This window comes from Luteipulveratus mongoliensis, assembly GCF_001190945.1.
Classification (GTDB): domain Bacteria; phylum Actinomycetota; class Actinomycetes; order Actinomycetales; family Dermatophilaceae; genus Luteipulveratus; species Luteipulveratus mongoliensis.
Genome location: NZ_CP011112.1, coordinates 4,234,016 through 4,249,773, shown reverse-complemented (window position 1 = coordinate 4,249,773; position 15,758 = coordinate 4,234,016). Strand labels below are relative to the sequence as shown.

Sequence of the window (15,758 nt, the reverse complement as noted above, 5' to 3'; positions counted from 1 at the left end):
GCTGAAGATGCGACGCGCTGCCGACCTCACGGCGGTGCTGCCGGTGCTGGACGACGTCCAGCGCGAGGCAGTCGACTTCGACGGCCGAGCACTGACCGTCATCGGAGCGCCCGGCACGGGCAAGACGGTCACCGCGGTCGAGATGGTGGTGGCCGCGGTCGCGCGTGGCGTACGACCCGAGCACTGTCTGCTGCTCTCACCGACGCGTGTCGCAGCCGGGGCACTGCGCGACCGCGTGACGTCACGGTTGTGGCGCGACGATGCCGACGCGCCGGAGCCTGCGACGGCGCTCGGAGGAGGAGCAGCCACCAGACGGCGCAATGCTGGGACGACGACCGAGCCGGTGTCGCGGACGCATCAGGCGCTCGGCTTCGGGCTGCTGCGTCAGGCGGCCGCACTGCGTGGGCTGCCGGCGCCGCGGCTCCTCAACGGTCCGGAGCAGGACGTCGTGCTCAAGGAGCTGCTGGAGGGTTATGCAGCAGGCGATGCACCTGAGCCGCCGTGGCCGTCGTACGTCCGAGAAGCGTTGCCTACCAGGGGGTTTCGTGCCGAGCTGCGCGACCTGCTGATGCGTGCGGTGGAGTGGGGTCAGGAGTCGGATGATCTGCGCAGACTCGGTGTCGAGCACGAGCGTCCTGAGTGGGTGGCGGCCGCCGACGTGCTGGACGACTACGACGAGGTGACAGCCCTGTCGCGGCCAGGGGCGTACGACCCTGCGTGGATCCTGGGGTCGGCGGCCGACCTCCTCCAGGAGGACGACGAAGCCCTGCGACGCGTACGCGACACCGTGCGGTTCGTGGTGGTCGATGACGCCCAGGAGCTCACGTCGGCCGCGGCCCGGCTGCTGCGTGTCGTCGTCGGTGCGCAGACCCAGGTGCGGCTGATCGCCGATCCGGACAGCACGGTGCAGGGGTTCCGAGGAGCTGAGCCCGGGCTGTTCGCTGCCCTGGCTCAGGAGTGGGACGCCGGCGACGCGCGGCGGCTGGAGGTCTCCTACCGCCAGCCGCAAGCGTTGCGGGCCGTCGGCGGGCAGGTGAGTGCACGAATCGGCGCGGTGGCCGGCGCGGCGCACCGCGAGGTGGTGACCAGGCCTGGAGGTGTCGTCGAGGTCGCGCTGCTGAGGGCGGTGTCCCAGGAGGCTGCGCATGTCGCCGGACTGCTGCGCCGGGCGCACCTGATCGACGGTGTCCCGTGGCAGGACCTGGCCGTCATTGTGCGCGGTCAAGGGCGCACCGGCGCGCTGCGGCGGGCACTCGCGGCCTCCGGCGTCCCTGTCGCGGTGCCGCCCACGACGGTTCCGCTGCGAGACGAGCCGGCCGTACGCCCGTTCCTGGCTCTCATCGAGGTGGCGCTCTCCCTCGCATCGTCCGGCGAGCCCGCATCGTCCGACGAACCGTCCATCAGCGCTGAGGTGGCCACCGATGTCCTCACCTCGCCGCTGGGCGGAGCTGATGCCGTGGCCCTCCGACGGATGCGGCGAGCGTTGCGCAGCGTCGAGCTGGAGGCAGGTGGCACCCGCACCGGGGACGAGCTGCTCGCGGCATCGGTGCTCGACGCCGGGCAGCTGACCCTCTACGGCCCCGAAGTCGCGCCTGCACGCAGGGTGGCGCGAGTCGTACAGGCGGGCGTCGAAGCCGCAGGCGCAGACGACGCGACCGCGGAGACGCTGCTGTGGGCGATGTGGCGTGCGTCCGGGCTGGCCGATCCGTGGTCCTCCGCGGCGCTCGCCGGCGGACCCGCTGGCGCGCGCGCTGATCGTGACCTCGATGCGGTGGTGGCGCTCTTCGGGGCGGCGGCGGCATACGTCGACCGGTTGCCGCAGTCCGGTCCGGCCGACTTCCTGGAGCACGTGCGCGGCCAGGACGTGCCGGGCGACACCCTCGTGGCACGCGCGCCCGATGACGAGTGCGTCGCCCTGATGACGCCGGCCGGCGCGGCCGGCCGCGAGTGGCACACCGTGGTGGTGGCCGGTGTCCAGGAGGGTGTCTGGCCCGACCTGCGGCTGCGTGGCTCGCTGCTCGGCTCCGAGCACCTCGTCGATGTGCTGACCGGTCGCGGCCGCACGCTGCGAGCGGCACAGGCAGCAGTGCGCTACGACGAGACGCGACAGTTCCTGGTGGCGGTCTCGCGGGCTCGCGAACGCCTCGTCGTCACCGCGGTGCGGTCCGAGGACGAGCAGCCGTCGGCGTACCTCGACATCGTGGATCCCCTTGATACGCATGGTGACTCAGATCCGGATGGGCTCCGGGACTTCACCGATGTGCAGCGTCCGATGACGCTGCAGGCGGCCGTCGCCGAGCTGCGCCGCGAGGTCGCGATCGGCGATGACGAGGAGCGCGCGGAAGCCGTGACTACGCTCTCGCGGCTGGCCCGCGAGCACGTCCCCGGAGCCGACCCGGCGTCGTGGTGGGCGCTGACCGAGCTGTCCGACGACCGGCCGCTGCGTGAGCCCGAGCAGCAGGTCGGCGTCTCTCCGTCCAAGGTCGACCAGTTCGCGACCTGCGGGCTCAACTGGCTGCTGACCTCGTGCGGTGGCGAAGGGCCTGACCTCGGCGCAGCAACCCTCGGCACGCTGGTCCACGAGGTGGCCGCCGAGCTCGGTGACACCGAGCCGGAGCGCATGCAGGACGTGCTCGACGAGCGGTGGCCGCGGCTCGGTCTCGGCGAGGGCTGGATCTCCGAACGCAAGCGCCAGGAGGCGCACCGGATGCTCGACAAGCTGGCCGGCTACCTCGACAGCGCTGAGGCCAACGGGTGGCACAAGGTCGCGGTTGAGATCGACTTCGAGGCCGAGGTCGGCCGAGCCTTGCTACGTGGGCGGGTCGACCGGCTGGAGCGGCACGACGAGCGCGGGCTGCGCATCATCGACCTCAAGACCGGCAGCAGCAAGCCGACCAAGGACAAGCTGGTCGAGCACCCGCAGCTCGGGGCCTACCAGGTCGCGGTTGCCGAAGGCGCTTTCGAGGAGGGCGACGTCTCCGGTGGTGCGGCTCTGGTGCAGCTCGGCAAGGCCGGCCTCAAGAACTCTGCCGACGTCCAGGCACAGCCCGCGATCGAGCCCGGTGACGAGACCTCGTGGGCCCACGAGGTCGTACGCGCCACCGCCGACGGCATGGGCGCCGCCACGTTCGTCGCGACGGTCGGCGACCGGTGCGGTGTGTGTCCCGTACGCCGGTCGTGCCCCCTCCAGCCCGAGGGACAGGTGATCTGATGCCGGCGTACACCGCCGCTGCGCTCGCCCAGGCGCTCGGCAACCCGCCGCCGACCGCGGAGCAGCGCGCAGTCATCGAGGCGCCGCTGCGACCCCTGCTCGTCGTGGCGGGCGCCGGCTCGGGCAAGACCGAGACGATGGCCTCGCGGGTCGTGTGGCTGGTGGCCAACCGCATGGTCGAGCCAGACCAGGTCCTCGGTCTGACATTCACCCGCAAAGCGGCGGGCGAGCTGGCTGAGCGCATCGGGCGTCGGCTGCGTCGGTTGCGCCACGAGGGCCTCTGGACGCCGACCGCCGACGATGACGGGACCCAGGGTCTTGGTGACATCCCCGCGGTCTCGACCTACCACTCGTACGCCGGTCGTCTGGTCAGCGAGAACGGCCTGCGCCTGGGCATCGAACCCGAGTCGCGGATGTTGTCCGAAGCGGCGGCCTGGCAGTACGCCAGCGAGGTGGTCCAGCGCTACGACGGACCGATGGATCGGATCGAGTTCGCCGAGAGCACGATCACCGCAGCGGTGGTCGCGCTCGCGGGAGAGATGGCCGAGCACCTGCTGCGCCCGGAGGACGTCGCGACCTACCTGGACGGCGTCGCTGCCCACGTCCCGACGCTGCCTGTGACAGGGCGCACCAGGGGCACACCGCCGGACGCGACGGCGATGCTCAAGGCACTGGCCGCGCGTCGGGACCTGATCCCGATCGTGCAGGCGTACGCCGACCTCAAGCACCGCCGATCGGCGCTCGACTTCTCCGATCAGATGGCTGTTGCCGCGGAGCTCGCGCAGCGCTTCCCGTCGCTGGGTTCCGTTGAACGGCAACGCTTTCGGGCCGTCCTGCTTGATGAGTTCCAGGACACCAGCGAGGCACAGATGGTGCTGCTGCGATCACTGTTCGTGGCTCGTGGCGAAGCGGTCCCGGTGACCGCCGTGGGTGACCCGCACCAGTCCATCTACGGCTGGCGAGGTGCGTCAGCGACGACCCTGGCGCGCTATCCGCACATCTTCTCCGATGGGCACGGACAGGCGACGGTGCTGCCGTTGTCGACCAGCTGGCGCAACGACCGCGGCATCCTCGAGGTCGCCAACCTGACCGCCGCCCCGCTGCGTCAGTCCAGCCAGGTGGCTGTCGAGACCCTGCGACCTCGGCCGGATGCCGGTGAAGGACGTATCCGCGCGGCGCGGCTGGAGACCACCGAGGACGAGGCGCGCCACGTGGCCGAGTGGGTGCGAGCCCGCTGGTTCACGCCCGAGGGCAAGCGCTCCGGACGAACAGCAGCAGTGTTGTGCCGCAAGCGATCTCAGTTCCCCGTGGTCGCCGAGGCTCTCACCGAAGCCGGCCTGCCCGTCGAGGTGGTCGGCATCGGCGGTCTGCTCACGACGCCTGAGGTCTCCGACCTGGTCAGCCTGCTGTGGGTGGTGCAGGACCCGAGCCGCGGCGACCGGTTGATGCGTCTGCTGACCGGTCCGGCGCTGCGTCTCGGGCCGGCCGATCTCGACGGTCTGGCCTCGTGGTCGCGCCACCTGGCGGCCCGCGATCGTCCTGACGTCCCGCGCGACCAGGCCGACATCGCCCCCGACTCCCGCGAGCAGGCCTCCCTGGTCGAGGCGCTCGACGAGCTGCCCCGTGACGCCTGGACGGGGCGTGACGGGCAGCGGGTGAGCGCCACGGCGCGTGGTCGACTCGAGGGTCTCGCTGCAGCCGTACGCCGTCTGAGGAGTCTCACGGGTCTGCCCCTTTCGGACCTCGCCGGCGAGGCGGAGCGGGTGCTCGGTCTGGACATCGAGGTGCTGTCGCGGCCCGAGCACACGTCGACCACGGCGCGAGTCCACCTCGACGCATTCGCTGATGTCGCAGCGCAGTTCGCGGCCTCGGCCGACCGGCCCACACTCGGCGGCTTCCTGGCGTGGCTCGACGCGGCCGAGAAGGAGGAGCGTGGTCTGGACCTCGGCTATCTCGAGGTCGAGACCGACGCGGTCCAGGTGCTGACGGTGCACGCGTCCAAGGGTCTGGAGTGGGATGTCGTCGTCGTCCCCGGCCTCACCGAGGGCACATTCCCGGCCCATGACGCGCGGGCCTCCTGGGCGGCCGACGGCGGTGAGGGGGCCGGCGGTGAGGGGACCGGCGGTACGTGGCGGACCGGCACGGTCAGAGACAAGGGATGGACGAGCGGGCTCGAGGGCGTCCCGTACGACCTCCGCGGCGACCGGGACGGGCTCCCGGTGCTGCCGTGGCGGACGGCTGAGGGCACCCAAGAGCTGAAGGACGCGTTCGTGGCGTTCCAGGAGGATGGCGGCGCCCACGCGGTCGCGGAGGAGCGACGGTTGGCGTACGTCGCGTTCACCCGGGCTCGGCAGGAGCTGCTGCTCAGTGCGCCGGTCTGGGCCGACGGCAAGATGCCGCGGGTCACCTCGCGGTTCATCGACGAGCTGCGGTCGGCCGACCTGGTCCGCGTCGGGGAGTGGGCGCCGATGCCTGTGGTCCCGGCCGGCGAGAAGACCGTGCCCAACCCGCGCCTCGCCGAGGCTCTGACAGCCCAGTGGCCGCATGACCCGCTCGCCCGGCGTCGTGCTCAGCTCGCGGACGGTGCGTTGCGGGTGCGGGAGGCGATCGAGGCGCCGCCGCTCCTGGAGCAGGGGCTCGTCCCGGTCGATGATCGCGCGCTGGAGATCGACCTGCTGCTGCGCGAGCGTGACCGCCAGCGACGGCCGGGTGACGCGGTCGTGACGGTGCCTCGGCACCTGTCGGCGTCTGCCGTGGTGTCGTTGGCGAGCGATCCGGTCGCCTTCGCCCGCGAGCTCCGTCGTCCGATGCCGCACGCGCCGGCCCTGGCTGCGCGGCGGGGGACTGCCTTCCACGCGTGGGTCGAGCAGCACTACGCCCAGGCCGCGCTCGTCGACATCACCGAGATGCCCGGTGCGTCCGACACTGATCCCGGCGACGATGCCGACCTCCCCGCCATGAAGGAGCACTTCCTCGCCTCCGAGTGGGCGGGTCGTCGCCCCAACGCCATCGAGGTCGCGGTCGAGACGGTGGTGGACGGCATGGCCGTCCGAGGTCGGATTGACGCCGTGTTTCCTCGTGTACCAAGTGGATTCACGATCGTCGATTGGAAGACAGGCCGGCCGCCCACGGGAGAGGCGGCGCGCCATCGCGTGCTGCAGCTGGCGGCGTACCGCTTGGCCTACGCCCGGTTGCGGGACGTCCCTCTTGAAGACGTGGACGGCGCGTTCTACTACGCCGCGACTGGTGAGACAGTCTGGCCCGAGCTGCCCGATGAGGTCGCCTTGCAGGAGCTGCTCGCCACCATCCCTGAGTGACTGATCGCGCACATCAGTCGACGGTCGAGCGGCTACCGGTTGGTTGAGAATTCTGCGATGAGTCGCAATGCCAGGCGATTGGTGGCTTCGAGGTCTATCGTCCGAGAAGGGCGAGGTTCCACTTAGGGGGACGTCATGGCCGAAGAATCCTGGCATCAGGCGAGATTGATTCCGACATCGGGCATCAATGGTGCGGAGGAGCAAGAGCGTCGAGCAACGAGTGCACTTCTGGCCGTGCTGGGTGCAGTCAAAGAGTTCGGCCGTGCGGTCACTGTTCCATTGGGCGCGCCCGCGGGGGCGATTGAGACGTACATCGAGGTGCCGTTTCCGCTAGGCGATCGGACACTTCGGCCAGATGGACTGATTCGAGTGAAGCGCGGATCGAAGTCGTGGATCGCGTTGGTAGAAGTGAAGACTGGCTCGGCGGAGTTGGCAGCGGAGCAGCTCGAGAACTATCTCGACATCGCGCGCGAGAATGCTTTCGACGCAGTTGTAACGATCAGCAACGAGATCCCTGCCATCGCGGGGACGCATCCGACCAAGGTCGACGGTCGCAAGCTGCGACGTGTGACTATGCACCACCTTTCGTGGTCCGAGGTCTTGTGCGCGGCAGTCATGCAAAAGGAGCACCGGGGAGTCGCCGACCCAGATCAAGCCTGGATTCTTGGCGAGCTGATTCGCTACCTGGAGCACCCGCGATCCGGCGCCCTGGCGTTCAACGACATGGGCGAGTCTTGGGTCAAGATTCGAGAAGCCATCAGTGCAGGCACGCTTCGTGTATCAGACAGCGGATTGGCCGATGTCGCAGGTCGCTGGGATGCACTCCTGCGCTACACGAGTCTTCAACTGGGTCGACAACTTGGTGACGAGGTCATTCCGGTCCTCACGCGCAAGGAGCTAGCTGACCCTGTAGCTCGAAACCAGTCATTGACGGCTGAGGCCGCCGCGACGGGGGCTCTCACTGGTCGGGTCCGAGTTCCGAATGTGGTGGGCGAACTTGTGGTCACAGCTGATCTGCGAGCGGGCAACATAACGGTCCACATGGACGTTCTGGCACCTGGTGTTGGACGCGCGACGTCACGAGTCAATTGGCTTGTCCGGCAACTGAGTTCGGCGCCGCCCTCGACCAGAGTTGAAGCGTTTGCCGCGTACGCGCGAGGTCCTGGGAGCGCTGAGCTCCTCAGCGCTGTTCGCGAAGATCCCTCGGCACTACTTCTCGATCGGACCAAGGAGTTGAAGTCCTTCCGCGTCGCGACGGTTCGTAGCGCTGGTACGAAGCGCGGGACTGGGCGAGGCAGCTTCATCGAGAGCGTGATCAACGCCACGAACGATTTCTACGGTGAGATCGCTCAGAGTGTCCGCGCGTGGCAGGCCAAACCCCCACAGATCCGCCCAACCATTGAGATCGAAGAGCCTGTTGCCCTTGCATCGACTGCACAGTCATCTCAGGACGGCCCAATCTCGGCAACGCAGGACGAGGAGCGATCCGAGAACAGTGCGGAGCAGGCGGGAGCGGCCAACACTTGGCGCCCGTACGACCCAGACACGACCACCGTTGCCACATGATCGCCGTCATGCAGAAGCGGTGCTCTGGCCCCGCTTCTGCATGACGGCGTGATGCGGCGAGTGACGTACGCCTGCGGGGCCGGCTCCAGAGCGCCAGCCCCGCAGGACATCTCGGGTGGTCAGGCCACCGTGTAGTGGGACGCGTCGCCGATCAGCGACGTGCTGCTCTCACCCGACACGGACTTCGGCACATCGCCCGCCACGGTGACGCGGTGCAGGCGTCGCGGCTCGCGGTTGTAGTTGTCGGGTGCGTAGTGCTGGGTGATGCGGTTGTCGAACAGCACGAGCTGTCCGGGCTGCCAGGTCACGCGCACGATGTTCTCCGGACGGGTGATGTAGGACTGGAAGATCCGGATCAGGTCCCGTGAGTCCGACGTCGTCAGACCCTTGAGCCGGGTCGCGAATCCGCCTAGGAACAAACCCTTCTCGCAGGTCTCGGGGTGCACGCGGACGACCGGATGCAGTGACTCGAACGTCGTCGACGTGAAGATCTCGCGCCGCAGCTTGGCCTGCTCGTCGAGATCCTCAGGGATCACGGCGTAGTCGTGGTCGTTGGTGTGCACCGCCCAGAGCGTCTCGGCGAACGCACGCAGCGGCTCGGGGAGGTCGCGGTACGCCGCCGCCGTGTTGGCGATGAGCGTCTCGCCGCCGTACGGCGCGACCACGTGACTGACAAGGGTGCTCGCCTTGGGCGGGTTCACCACGAACGTCACGTCGGTGTGCCAGCGGTTGGCGGGCATACCGCCCTCGCTGTCCACGGGCAGCACGTTGGGTGCACCGTCGACCGAAGGCACCGTCGGGTGTGCCGTGGTGAGTTGGCCGAAGCTCTCAGCGAACTGCTGCTGGCCGGCGTCGTCGAGGGGGGCGTCGCGGAAGACGAGCGCCTTGTGCTCCAGCAGCGCTGCGTTGATGAACTCGACGTCGCTGCCGGCCAGCGGCTGGGTCAGATCGATACCGCTGATCTCGGCACCGATGTGGGCGGTGAGGCGTCGGACGGCGCGGTCTGTGGCGATGGTGGTCATGCTGCGGTCTCCTTGTCGTTGCTGCTGTTTCGATCGGCGGGTCGGGGGAGGCCGTAGTGCTCGCGCAGCGTGCGGCCGGTGTACTCGGTGCGGAAGAGCTCGCGGCGCTGCAGCTCGGGGACGACCAGGTCGACGAAGTCGTCGAGGCCACCGGGCAGCGTCGGCGGCATGATGTTGAAGCCGTCCGCGGCACCCTCGGTGAACCACTCCTCGATGCTGTCCGCGATCTGCGTCGGGGTGCCGGCGATGACGCGATGGCCGCGACCGCCGGCCAGTCGCTCGATCAGCTGGCGCAGGGTGAGGCTCTCGCGCCGGGCCAGGCCGACGACGAGGTCAAAACGACTCTGGTTGCCCTCGGTCGCGTTGCCGACGTCGGGCAGCGGCTCGTCGAGCGCGGCATGGGTCAGGTCGGTGTCGAGCATCGACGAGAGCTGGGCGAGGCCGTACGCCGGATTGATGAGCCCGTTGAGCTGCGCCTCGCGCTCCTTCGCTTCCGCCTCAGTGCGTCCGATGATCGGGCTGATGCCGGGCAGCACCAGCAGGTCGTCGGGGGAGCGGCCGTACGTCGTGAGCCGGCTCTTCAGGTCGCGGTAGAAGCCCTGTCCCTCCTTGAGCGTCTGCTGGGCGGTAAACACCGCCTCCGCCGTCCGCGCGGCGAACTCCTTGCCGGACTCCGACGAACCCGCTTGCACGAGAAGGGGATAGCCCTGCACTGGGCGTCGGATGTTGAGGGGACCGCGCACCTGGAAATGCTTGCCCTGATGGTCGATCGGGCTGATCGCCTCGCTGTCGGCATAGACCCCGGACGCCTGGTCGGCGATGACGGCATCATCGGCCCAGCTGTCCCACAGGGCCGTTGCCACATCGAGGAACTCGGACGCCCGCTCGTAGCGCAGGCTGTGGTCCGGCCGCTTGTCGAGGTTGAAGTTGCGGGCCTCGTCCTGACCTGCCGACGTGACGATGTTCCAGCCTGCGCGTCCGCCACTGAGGTGATCGAGAGAGGCGAACTTGCGAGCCAAGTGATACGGCTCGTTGTACGTCGTCGAGGCCGTCGCGATCAGACCGACATGCTCGGTCACGGCAGCGATAGCGGCCAGCAGCGTCAGCGGCTCGAATGCCGAATGTCCATTGAAGGCAACGTTCTTCGGCAGGGCGACCCCGTCGGCGAAGAAGATCGAGTCGAGCTTGCCGCGCTCGGCGGTCTGGGCGATCCGAACGTAGTGCTGCAGAGTCAATGCGTCAGACGGCTGGACGTCAGGATGGCGCCAGGCGGCCTCGTGATGACCGTTCGACATGACGAAGGCGTTGAGATGGAGCTGACGGGTCGTTGAAGTCATGGGAGTGCTTTCTGCAGAAGGGATTTCGTACGCCGTCAGCGGCCCTGGGCGTCGGTGCGCCACCGGGAGAAGTGCCGCTCCAGTCGTACGAGGCCGATGTTGACGGCGAGACCGAGTACGGAGACGGTGAGGATGCCGGCGTACATCTGAGGGATCTGAAAGCTGCTCTGCGCATTGACGATCAGGTAGCCCAGACCGGCCTTGGCGCCGACCATCTCGGCCGCGATGAGCACGAGGATCGAGGCGGTTCCACCCATCCGGATCCCGGTGAAGATCGTGGGCACTGCCGACGGCAGGACGACCTTCTGGAAGAGCTGGAGGTTGGACAGTCCGAGCGACCTGGCAGCCCGCACCAGTAGTGGATCGACGGTGCGTACTCCAGCAATCGTGTTGAGCAGCACGGGGAAGAAGGCGGCGTACGCGACGATCGAGACCTTGGACACCTCACCGATCCCGAGCAGCAGGGTGAACACCGGAAGCAGCGCAAGGGCAGCCGTGTTGCGGAACAGCTCGAGCAGGGGAGTGAGAAAGCTCTGCAGCGATGCGTACCAGGCGACTACGAGCCCGAGGCTGATGCCGGCGACCACCGCGATGCTGAAGCCGAGGACCGAACGCGTGACGCTGGCCTTGAGGTGTTCCTGCAGCTGGCCGTCGCGGACGAGGTCGACCCAGGCCTGCAGCGTGACGTGCAGGGGAGGCAGGAAGACCTTGGTCTCCGGCTTGAGGAGGTATTGCGGGCCGAGCTCCCAGAGCAGGAAGAACAGCACCAGCGCAGCCGACCGCCAGGCTCCGCGCCCGAGCACTCCGAGGACCCTGCCGCCCGGATGATGAGAGACGGCAACGGATTTCGTTGGTGCGGCTGAGGTAGCGGGCCTGGCGACGGTGGCCGTACGCGTGGGTGCGGTGGTGGACATCAGGCCGCTCCTTCGGTTCCGTTGGGCTGGATCTTGCGGTGGCCGGCGTCTTGCGCCCGCTGTACCTCGTCGTGGAGCAGCTCCCACAGCTGGTGGCGGTAGGCCACGAAGCGTGGGTCGGAGCGCAGGTCGCCGTCGACGTTGCGGTCGCCCAGCTCGATGTCGACGACCTCCTTGAGACGCCCGGGTCGCGAGGTGAGCACCGCGACCCGCTGCCCGAGGTAGACGGCTTCCTCGATGCTGTGGGTGATGAAGACGACCGTCGTACCCGTGGTGCCCCAGATGCGGAGCAGCTCGTCCTGCAGCTGCTCGCGGGTCTGCGCATCGAGCGCGGCGAACGGCTCATCCATGAGCAGGACGTCTGGCTCGTAGGCCAGGCTCCGGGCGATGGCGACGCGCTGCTTCATGCCGCCGGACAGCTCGTGCGGGTAGCGCTCCTCGAACCCGGAAAGCCCTACGAGAGCGAGGTATTCGCGTGCCTTCGTCAATCGATCTGCCTTGGACAACCCCTGCTGCTCGAGCCCGAACGCAACGTTGGCGACCGCCGTACGCCAGGGGAAGAGGGCGTACTGCTGGAAGACGATGCCGCGGTCCAGCCCAGGACCGGTGATCTCCTGGCCGTCGATGAGGACCTGCCCTGACGTCGGCTCGCTGAGTCCTCCGAGGAGGTCCAGGAGTGTGGTCTTGCCCGACCCGCTCGGCCCGAGAAGCGTCAGGAACTCGCCGGCGGCGACGTCGAGGTCGATGTCCTGCAACGCGTCGAGGGCGACGGCCTGCGGCTGGTCGCGGGTGGGGCGTACGACGAACTGCTTGCCGACTCCCTGGAGGCTGATCTTCGGGGTGCTCATCCCTGACCACCAGCCGAAGCCAGGCCGTTGAACTCGTTGGTGTACAAGTCTTTCGGCTTCAGCTCACCCTTCTTGACGATGCCGCTCTCCTCGAGCCAGGACGTCCACTGGGTGTAGTCGCGATCGCTGACGGCGCCACCCTTGCTCGCGATGCCGACGCTCTTCCAGTACTTCAGGTTGGCGGTCGTCTCGTGGCGCCCACGCTTGTTGATGATCGCGGCGAAGCGCTTGATGACTTCGGCGCGCGGAGTCGTACGCTCCCACTCGATGGCCTTGGCGACGCCGGTCACGAAGTCCTTGGCGGCGTCCGGCTTCTTGGCCGTCAGGTCGTTGCGCAGGACGTACTGACCGCCGTTGAACGCGCCGAACAGGCTGTAGTCGTTGAACAGGCTGCGCAGCCCGCCCGCTGCGATCGCCCGGTCCTGCAGCACGCCGCCGAGAGATCCGACGTCGACCTGGTTGCGCCTGATGGCCTGCTCGGTGTCGTTGGGCGGCAGGACGACCAGCTGGACCTTGTCGATCTCGGCCGGCGTCAGACCGTGCTTCTTCAGGTAGGTGTCGATGACGGCCTCGGAGTGCGCGCCGAGCGTGTTGACGGCGATCTTCTTGCCGATGAGGTCACGAGGCGTGCGGATGGGGCTGCCCGCCTTGACGTAGAACCCGTTGAACGTCTTCGCGTCCTCGCCGTAGTAGTTGACGACCGCCTTGACCGGTGCGCCGGCGGCGATCAGCTTGACGACCGCTCCGGAGAAGGCGCCGCCGAAGTCGGTCTGGTTGGTGGCCGCGGACTGGATGTCCTGAGGACCGCTGGTCGTGTTGCCGACCCACTTCAGCTTGACCTTCGAGAAGTAGCCGAGGTCCTCAGCGAGCTCGGGCAGGGTCACGGAGTTGGCGGCGCCCTGGTAGCGCAGGACGGTGTTGCCGGATCCGTCCTTGGCTCCTGGCTCCGCGGCGTTCCCGGCACCGATGGCGCAGCCGGTCACGGAGAGGGCGAGCACAGCGGAAATGGGCATGGCGAGATGGCGAGAGGTCAACATGTGGATTCCTTTGGTGGTCAGACGAGCTCGTGACCTGAGTCTTTGGACGAGACTCCTCATCCGGCCGGGCTCGCAGGCTCCCCCGGTCCGGCATCGTCGTCCCGATGATGCGGTCAGGCGACGGCGACCCGGCGCGGTGCCGGGGAGAGACGCTCGATCGCGTCGGCGAAGGCATCGGTGACCTCGCGCAGCGGTGTGGAGGCGGCGTCGTCCAGCTCGACGGCCCCGTTGTCGCCCAGGACGATGTGTGCGGACAGCACGAACCATCCGGGCGTGATGTGGGTGGCGCCCAGGCTGGAGAGCACGGGACGCAGCGCGTAGTCGACGACCAGCACGTGGGCCGGGGTGCCACCGGTGGCCAGCGGCAGCACCGCCTTGCCACGCAGTGCGTACTGCGGCAGCAGGTCCAGGAACGTCTTCAGCAGGCCGCCGAAGGACGCCTTGTAGACCGGCGTCGTGACGATGACGGCGTCGGCGGAGGCAAACACCTCGATGGCGGCGTTGATGTCGACGTCGTCGGCCTGTCCAAGCAGCAGCGGCCGAGCGGGCAGGTCGCGCAGCACGATGCGCTCGACCTGGTGCCCTGCGAGCTCGAGGCGGCGCTCGACGTCGCCGAGGACCGCGTCCGTGCGTGAGGTGGCGGATGGGCTGCTGGAGATCGCGGCGATCAGGGCCATGGTTCCTCCGATGATGGCGGGTCGCCGAATACCGTTGCGCAGCAAGGCATCTCAGCGGGTTAACGAGGAGCAGCCGCGTCGATGCGGCTGGAGACGACCGATGTGGTCGCGCGACGAAGGACGACGTACGGCGCTGGGAGCGCGCCGGTCATGCCGAGGTCAGTCGCGACAGAGCGCGCTGGAGACTCGCTGGAGGTCGATGTGGCGGCGGGAGCACAGTCGCCTGGCTGGGGGCCTGATCTCTCTCACTCGGATCACCCATCTCGTGATGAGGCTTGAGGAGCCTCGCGCTTGCGACGGACCGGCGCTGGTCGTCACCAGGTCATCACCCGGAGCACCCCGCCGCGAGGGAGGGTTGCCGTCCAGCGAGCCGGGGCTTGGCGCTGAATCTCGTGACCTGTCAGGAACGTAGCCGCGCAATCATAAGACGCGCAAGGGGAATGCAAAACGTTCCGTTATGCGGACCGAGGTCTCGCGAGGTGAGATCGGCGCGGGCTGCCGCTCAACCGGCGTGCAGGTCCGGGTCCGGCGTCTTCCTACGGATCGGCTGGGTCTCGTCCGTATCTCGGCTCGCGGGTGGCTCGTCCTCAGTCGCCGCGTCCTCAGTCGCCGCGTCCTCAGTTCCTGCGTCCTCAGTTCCTGCGTCCTCAAGCTCGACGTCGGTGCCCGCGTCCTCGATGCCTTCGTCGTCGTACGCGTCCTCGTCGTCGCCCTCGACCTGCGGGATCTCCAGGGTCTCGTCCTCGTCGTTGGACTCGCGGACCTCGACGACCTCGATATCTGCCGGGTCGACCTCTGGCGGAGGTGGCGTCTCGACGACAGGCGCCCCGCCGGCCGTACGCCGCCGCACGGGAGGCGGGAGCAGAGACTCGTCGTCGTGCCGCTCCTCGTCCAGCCGACGCAGAGCGGCGGCACGACGATCGACGAGCAGGTCGTCGTCGGAGTTGGCGGCCTCCATCAGGCCGGAGACGCGGCGCAGCTCCGAAGCCAGCCGGATCCGGCGCTCGAGGTGGGTGTCGGGCCGCTCGCGACGCGACTGGGCGTACGCCTCCACGACGGTGTCCACCGCCTCAGGGCTGGCCATGAGCGACAGCACCGCGAAGTCCGAGGCCGGGTCGCTGACTGCTGCGGTGTCCCAGCTGTCGACGGCGACCACGTCGCCGTCCTCGACGAGCACGTCACCGTCATGCAGCGCACCGTGGGTCGGTGTCGTGGCGAAGCGCCACAGGCTGACTTCTTCGAGCGCTCTCTCCCAGCGGCCGAGCAGGCGAGGTGGGACGTGGCCGGTCGAGGCGGCGCGGTCCAGCTCGGACAGGCGACGGCTGCGATAGGCATCGGCGTCGTACGACGGCAGCCCGGCCTCGTCGTACACGCGGGGATCGATGTCGTGCAGCTCGGCGAGGGCACGGCCCAGGGAGCGGGCCTCCTCGGAACGAGGCACGAGGTCTCGCCAGCCCAGCGGCTGGCCGGGGAGCTGACGGTAGACCGCGACGCTGCTGCCGTTCTTGGCGGTCGTGGTGCCCGCGAGATGGGGCACCTGGAAGCTCAGGCGCTTGCCGAGCAGGTGCGCGAGCCGCTCCGCCTGGTCCAGCGCGGCTCCGGCGGCTGTGGTCAGCGCCGATCGCACCTGCCAGCGGTTGTCGTCCTCGTCCGTGACGATCGCCACCTGATAGGGCGCTCCAGGGCGCATGGCCACACCCTCGACCTGGGCAGGGCTGAGTCCGGGCACGGCTGCATTGGCGAGGGCGGCCAGAGTGAGCGGACGGTTGAGCACGTCTGCCACGTTAGGTCAGGTGCGGTCCCCAACCTTGGAGGCATGCCGCATAGCC

The 15,758-nt window shown here is 68.7% G+C and carries 11 protein-coding genes and 1 riboswitch; of the genes, 3 read left to right on the top strand and 8 right to left on the bottom strand.

The features are described 5' to 3' along the window. Positions 1-7: 7 nt before the first annotated feature. The 3 genes from VV02_RS20075 to VV02_RS20065 all read left to right on the top strand — a co-directional run bounded on the left by VV02_RS20075 (position 8) and on the right by VV02_RS20065 (position 8,094). A complete protein-coding gene (locus VV02_RS20075) occupies positions 8-3,211 on the top strand; it encodes an ATP-dependent helicase (RefSeq protein WP_052597323.1) in 3,204 nt (1,067 codons plus the stop codon). Next, entirely contained in the window at positions 3,211-6,528 is a 3,318-nt protein-coding gene (locus VV02_RS20070; protein ID WP_052594424.1) for an ATP-dependent helicase, read from the top strand. The genes VV02_RS20075 and VV02_RS20070 overlap by 1 nt, the downstream gene beginning before the upstream one ends. A gap of 135 nt (positions 6,529-6,663) precedes the next feature. Continuing rightward, positions 6,664-8,094, top strand: a complete 1,431-nt coding sequence (locus tag VV02_RS20065) for a hypothetical protein (protein ID WP_218917449.1) — start codon at positions 6,664-6,666, stop codon at positions 8,092-8,094. A gap of 119 nt (positions 8,095-8,213) precedes the next feature. Here VV02_RS20065 and VV02_RS20060 read toward each other — a convergent pair whose 3' ends face one another. The 8 genes from VV02_RS20060 to VV02_RS20030 form a co-directional block, all read right to left on the bottom strand. Next, positions 8,214-9,116, bottom strand: coding sequence for a TauD/TfdA dioxygenase family protein (locus tag VV02_RS20060; RefSeq protein ID WP_052594423.1), 903 nt, complete (start codon positions 9,114-9,116; stop codon positions 8,214-8,216). After that, positions 9,113-10,453, bottom strand: a complete 1,341-nt coding sequence (locus tag VV02_RS20055) for an LLM class flavin-dependent oxidoreductase (RefSeq protein ID WP_052594422.1) — start codon at positions 10,451-10,453, stop codon at positions 9,113-9,115. The genes VV02_RS20060 and VV02_RS20055 overlap by 4 nt, the downstream gene beginning before the upstream one ends. A 35-nt stretch (positions 10,454-10,488) precedes the next feature. Next, entirely contained in the window at positions 10,489-11,367 is an 879-nt protein-coding gene (locus VV02_RS20050; RefSeq protein WP_052594420.1) for an ABC transporter permease, read from the bottom strand. Beyond that, positions 11,367-12,215 (bottom strand): ABC transporter ATP-binding protein, encoded by an 849-nt coding sequence (locus VV02_RS20045; RefSeq protein WP_052594419.1) that lies wholly within the window; start codon positions 12,213-12,215, stop codon positions 11,367-11,369. The genes VV02_RS20050 and VV02_RS20045 overlap by 1 nt, the downstream gene beginning before the upstream one ends. Continuing rightward, entirely contained in the window at positions 12,212-13,228 is a 1,017-nt protein-coding gene (locus tag VV02_RS20040) for an ABC transporter substrate-binding protein (protein ID WP_052597321.1), read from the bottom strand. The genes VV02_RS20045 and VV02_RS20040 overlap by 4 nt, the downstream gene beginning before the upstream one ends. 137 nt (positions 13,229-13,365) lie before the next feature. Beyond that, positions 13,366-13,929 (bottom strand): NADPH-dependent FMN reductase, encoded by a 564-nt coding sequence (gene ssuE / locus VV02_RS20035; protein WP_052594417.1) that lies wholly within the window; start codon positions 13,927-13,929, stop codon positions 13,366-13,368. 159 nt (positions 13,930-14,088) lie between these two features. Beyond that, complete coding sequence (locus VV02_RS27475) at positions 14,089-14,178, bottom strand: putative leader peptide (RefSeq protein WP_425412283.1); 90 nt, start codon at positions 14,176-14,178, stop codon at positions 14,089-14,091. 33 nt (positions 14,179-14,211) lie between these two features. Next, positions 14,212-14,327, bottom strand: a riboswitch (SAM riboswitch). Between the two features lie 104 nt (positions 14,328-14,431). Continuing rightward, complete coding sequence (locus tag VV02_RS20030) at positions 14,432-15,703, bottom strand: phosphotransferase (protein WP_052594414.1); 1,272 nt, start codon at positions 15,701-15,703, stop codon at positions 14,432-14,434. Positions 15,704-15,758 lie beyond the last annotated feature (55 nt).

Bases quoted from the DNA above. Each gene is read 5' to 3' on its own strand.
- VV02_RS20075 (WP_052597323.1), top strand. From the start codon at position 8: ATGCGACGCGCTGCCGACCTCACGGCGGTGCTGCCGGTGCTGGACGAC.
- VV02_RS20070 (WP_052594424.1), top strand. From the start codon at position 3,211: ATGCCGGCGTACACCGCCGCTGCGCTCGCCCAGGCGCTCGGCAACCCG.
- VV02_RS20065 (WP_218917449.1), top strand. From the start codon at position 6,664: ATGGCCGAAGAATCCTGGCATCAGGCGAGATTGATTCCGACATCGGGC.
- VV02_RS20060 (WP_052594423.1), bottom strand. From the start codon at position 9,116: ATGACCACCATCGCCACAGACCGCGCCGTCCGACGCCTCACCGCCCAC.
- VV02_RS20055 (WP_052594422.1), bottom strand. From the start codon at position 10,453: ATGACTTCAACGACCCGTCAGCTCCATCTCAACGCCTTCGTCATGTCG.
- VV02_RS20050 (WP_052594420.1), bottom strand. From the start codon at position 11,367: ATGTCCACCACCGCACCCACGCGTACGGCCACCGTCGCCAGGCCCGCT.
- VV02_RS20045 (WP_052594419.1), bottom strand. From the start codon at position 12,215: ATGAGCACCCCGAAGATCAGCCTCCAGGGAGTCGGCAAGCAGTTCGTC.
- VV02_RS20040 (WP_052597321.1), bottom strand. From the start codon at position 13,228: ATGCCCATTTCCGCTGTGCTCGCCCTCTCCGTGACCGGCTGCGCCATC.
- ssuE (WP_052594417.1), bottom strand. From the start codon at position 13,929: ATGGCCCTGATCGCCGCGATCTCCAGCAGCCCATCCGCCACCTCACGC.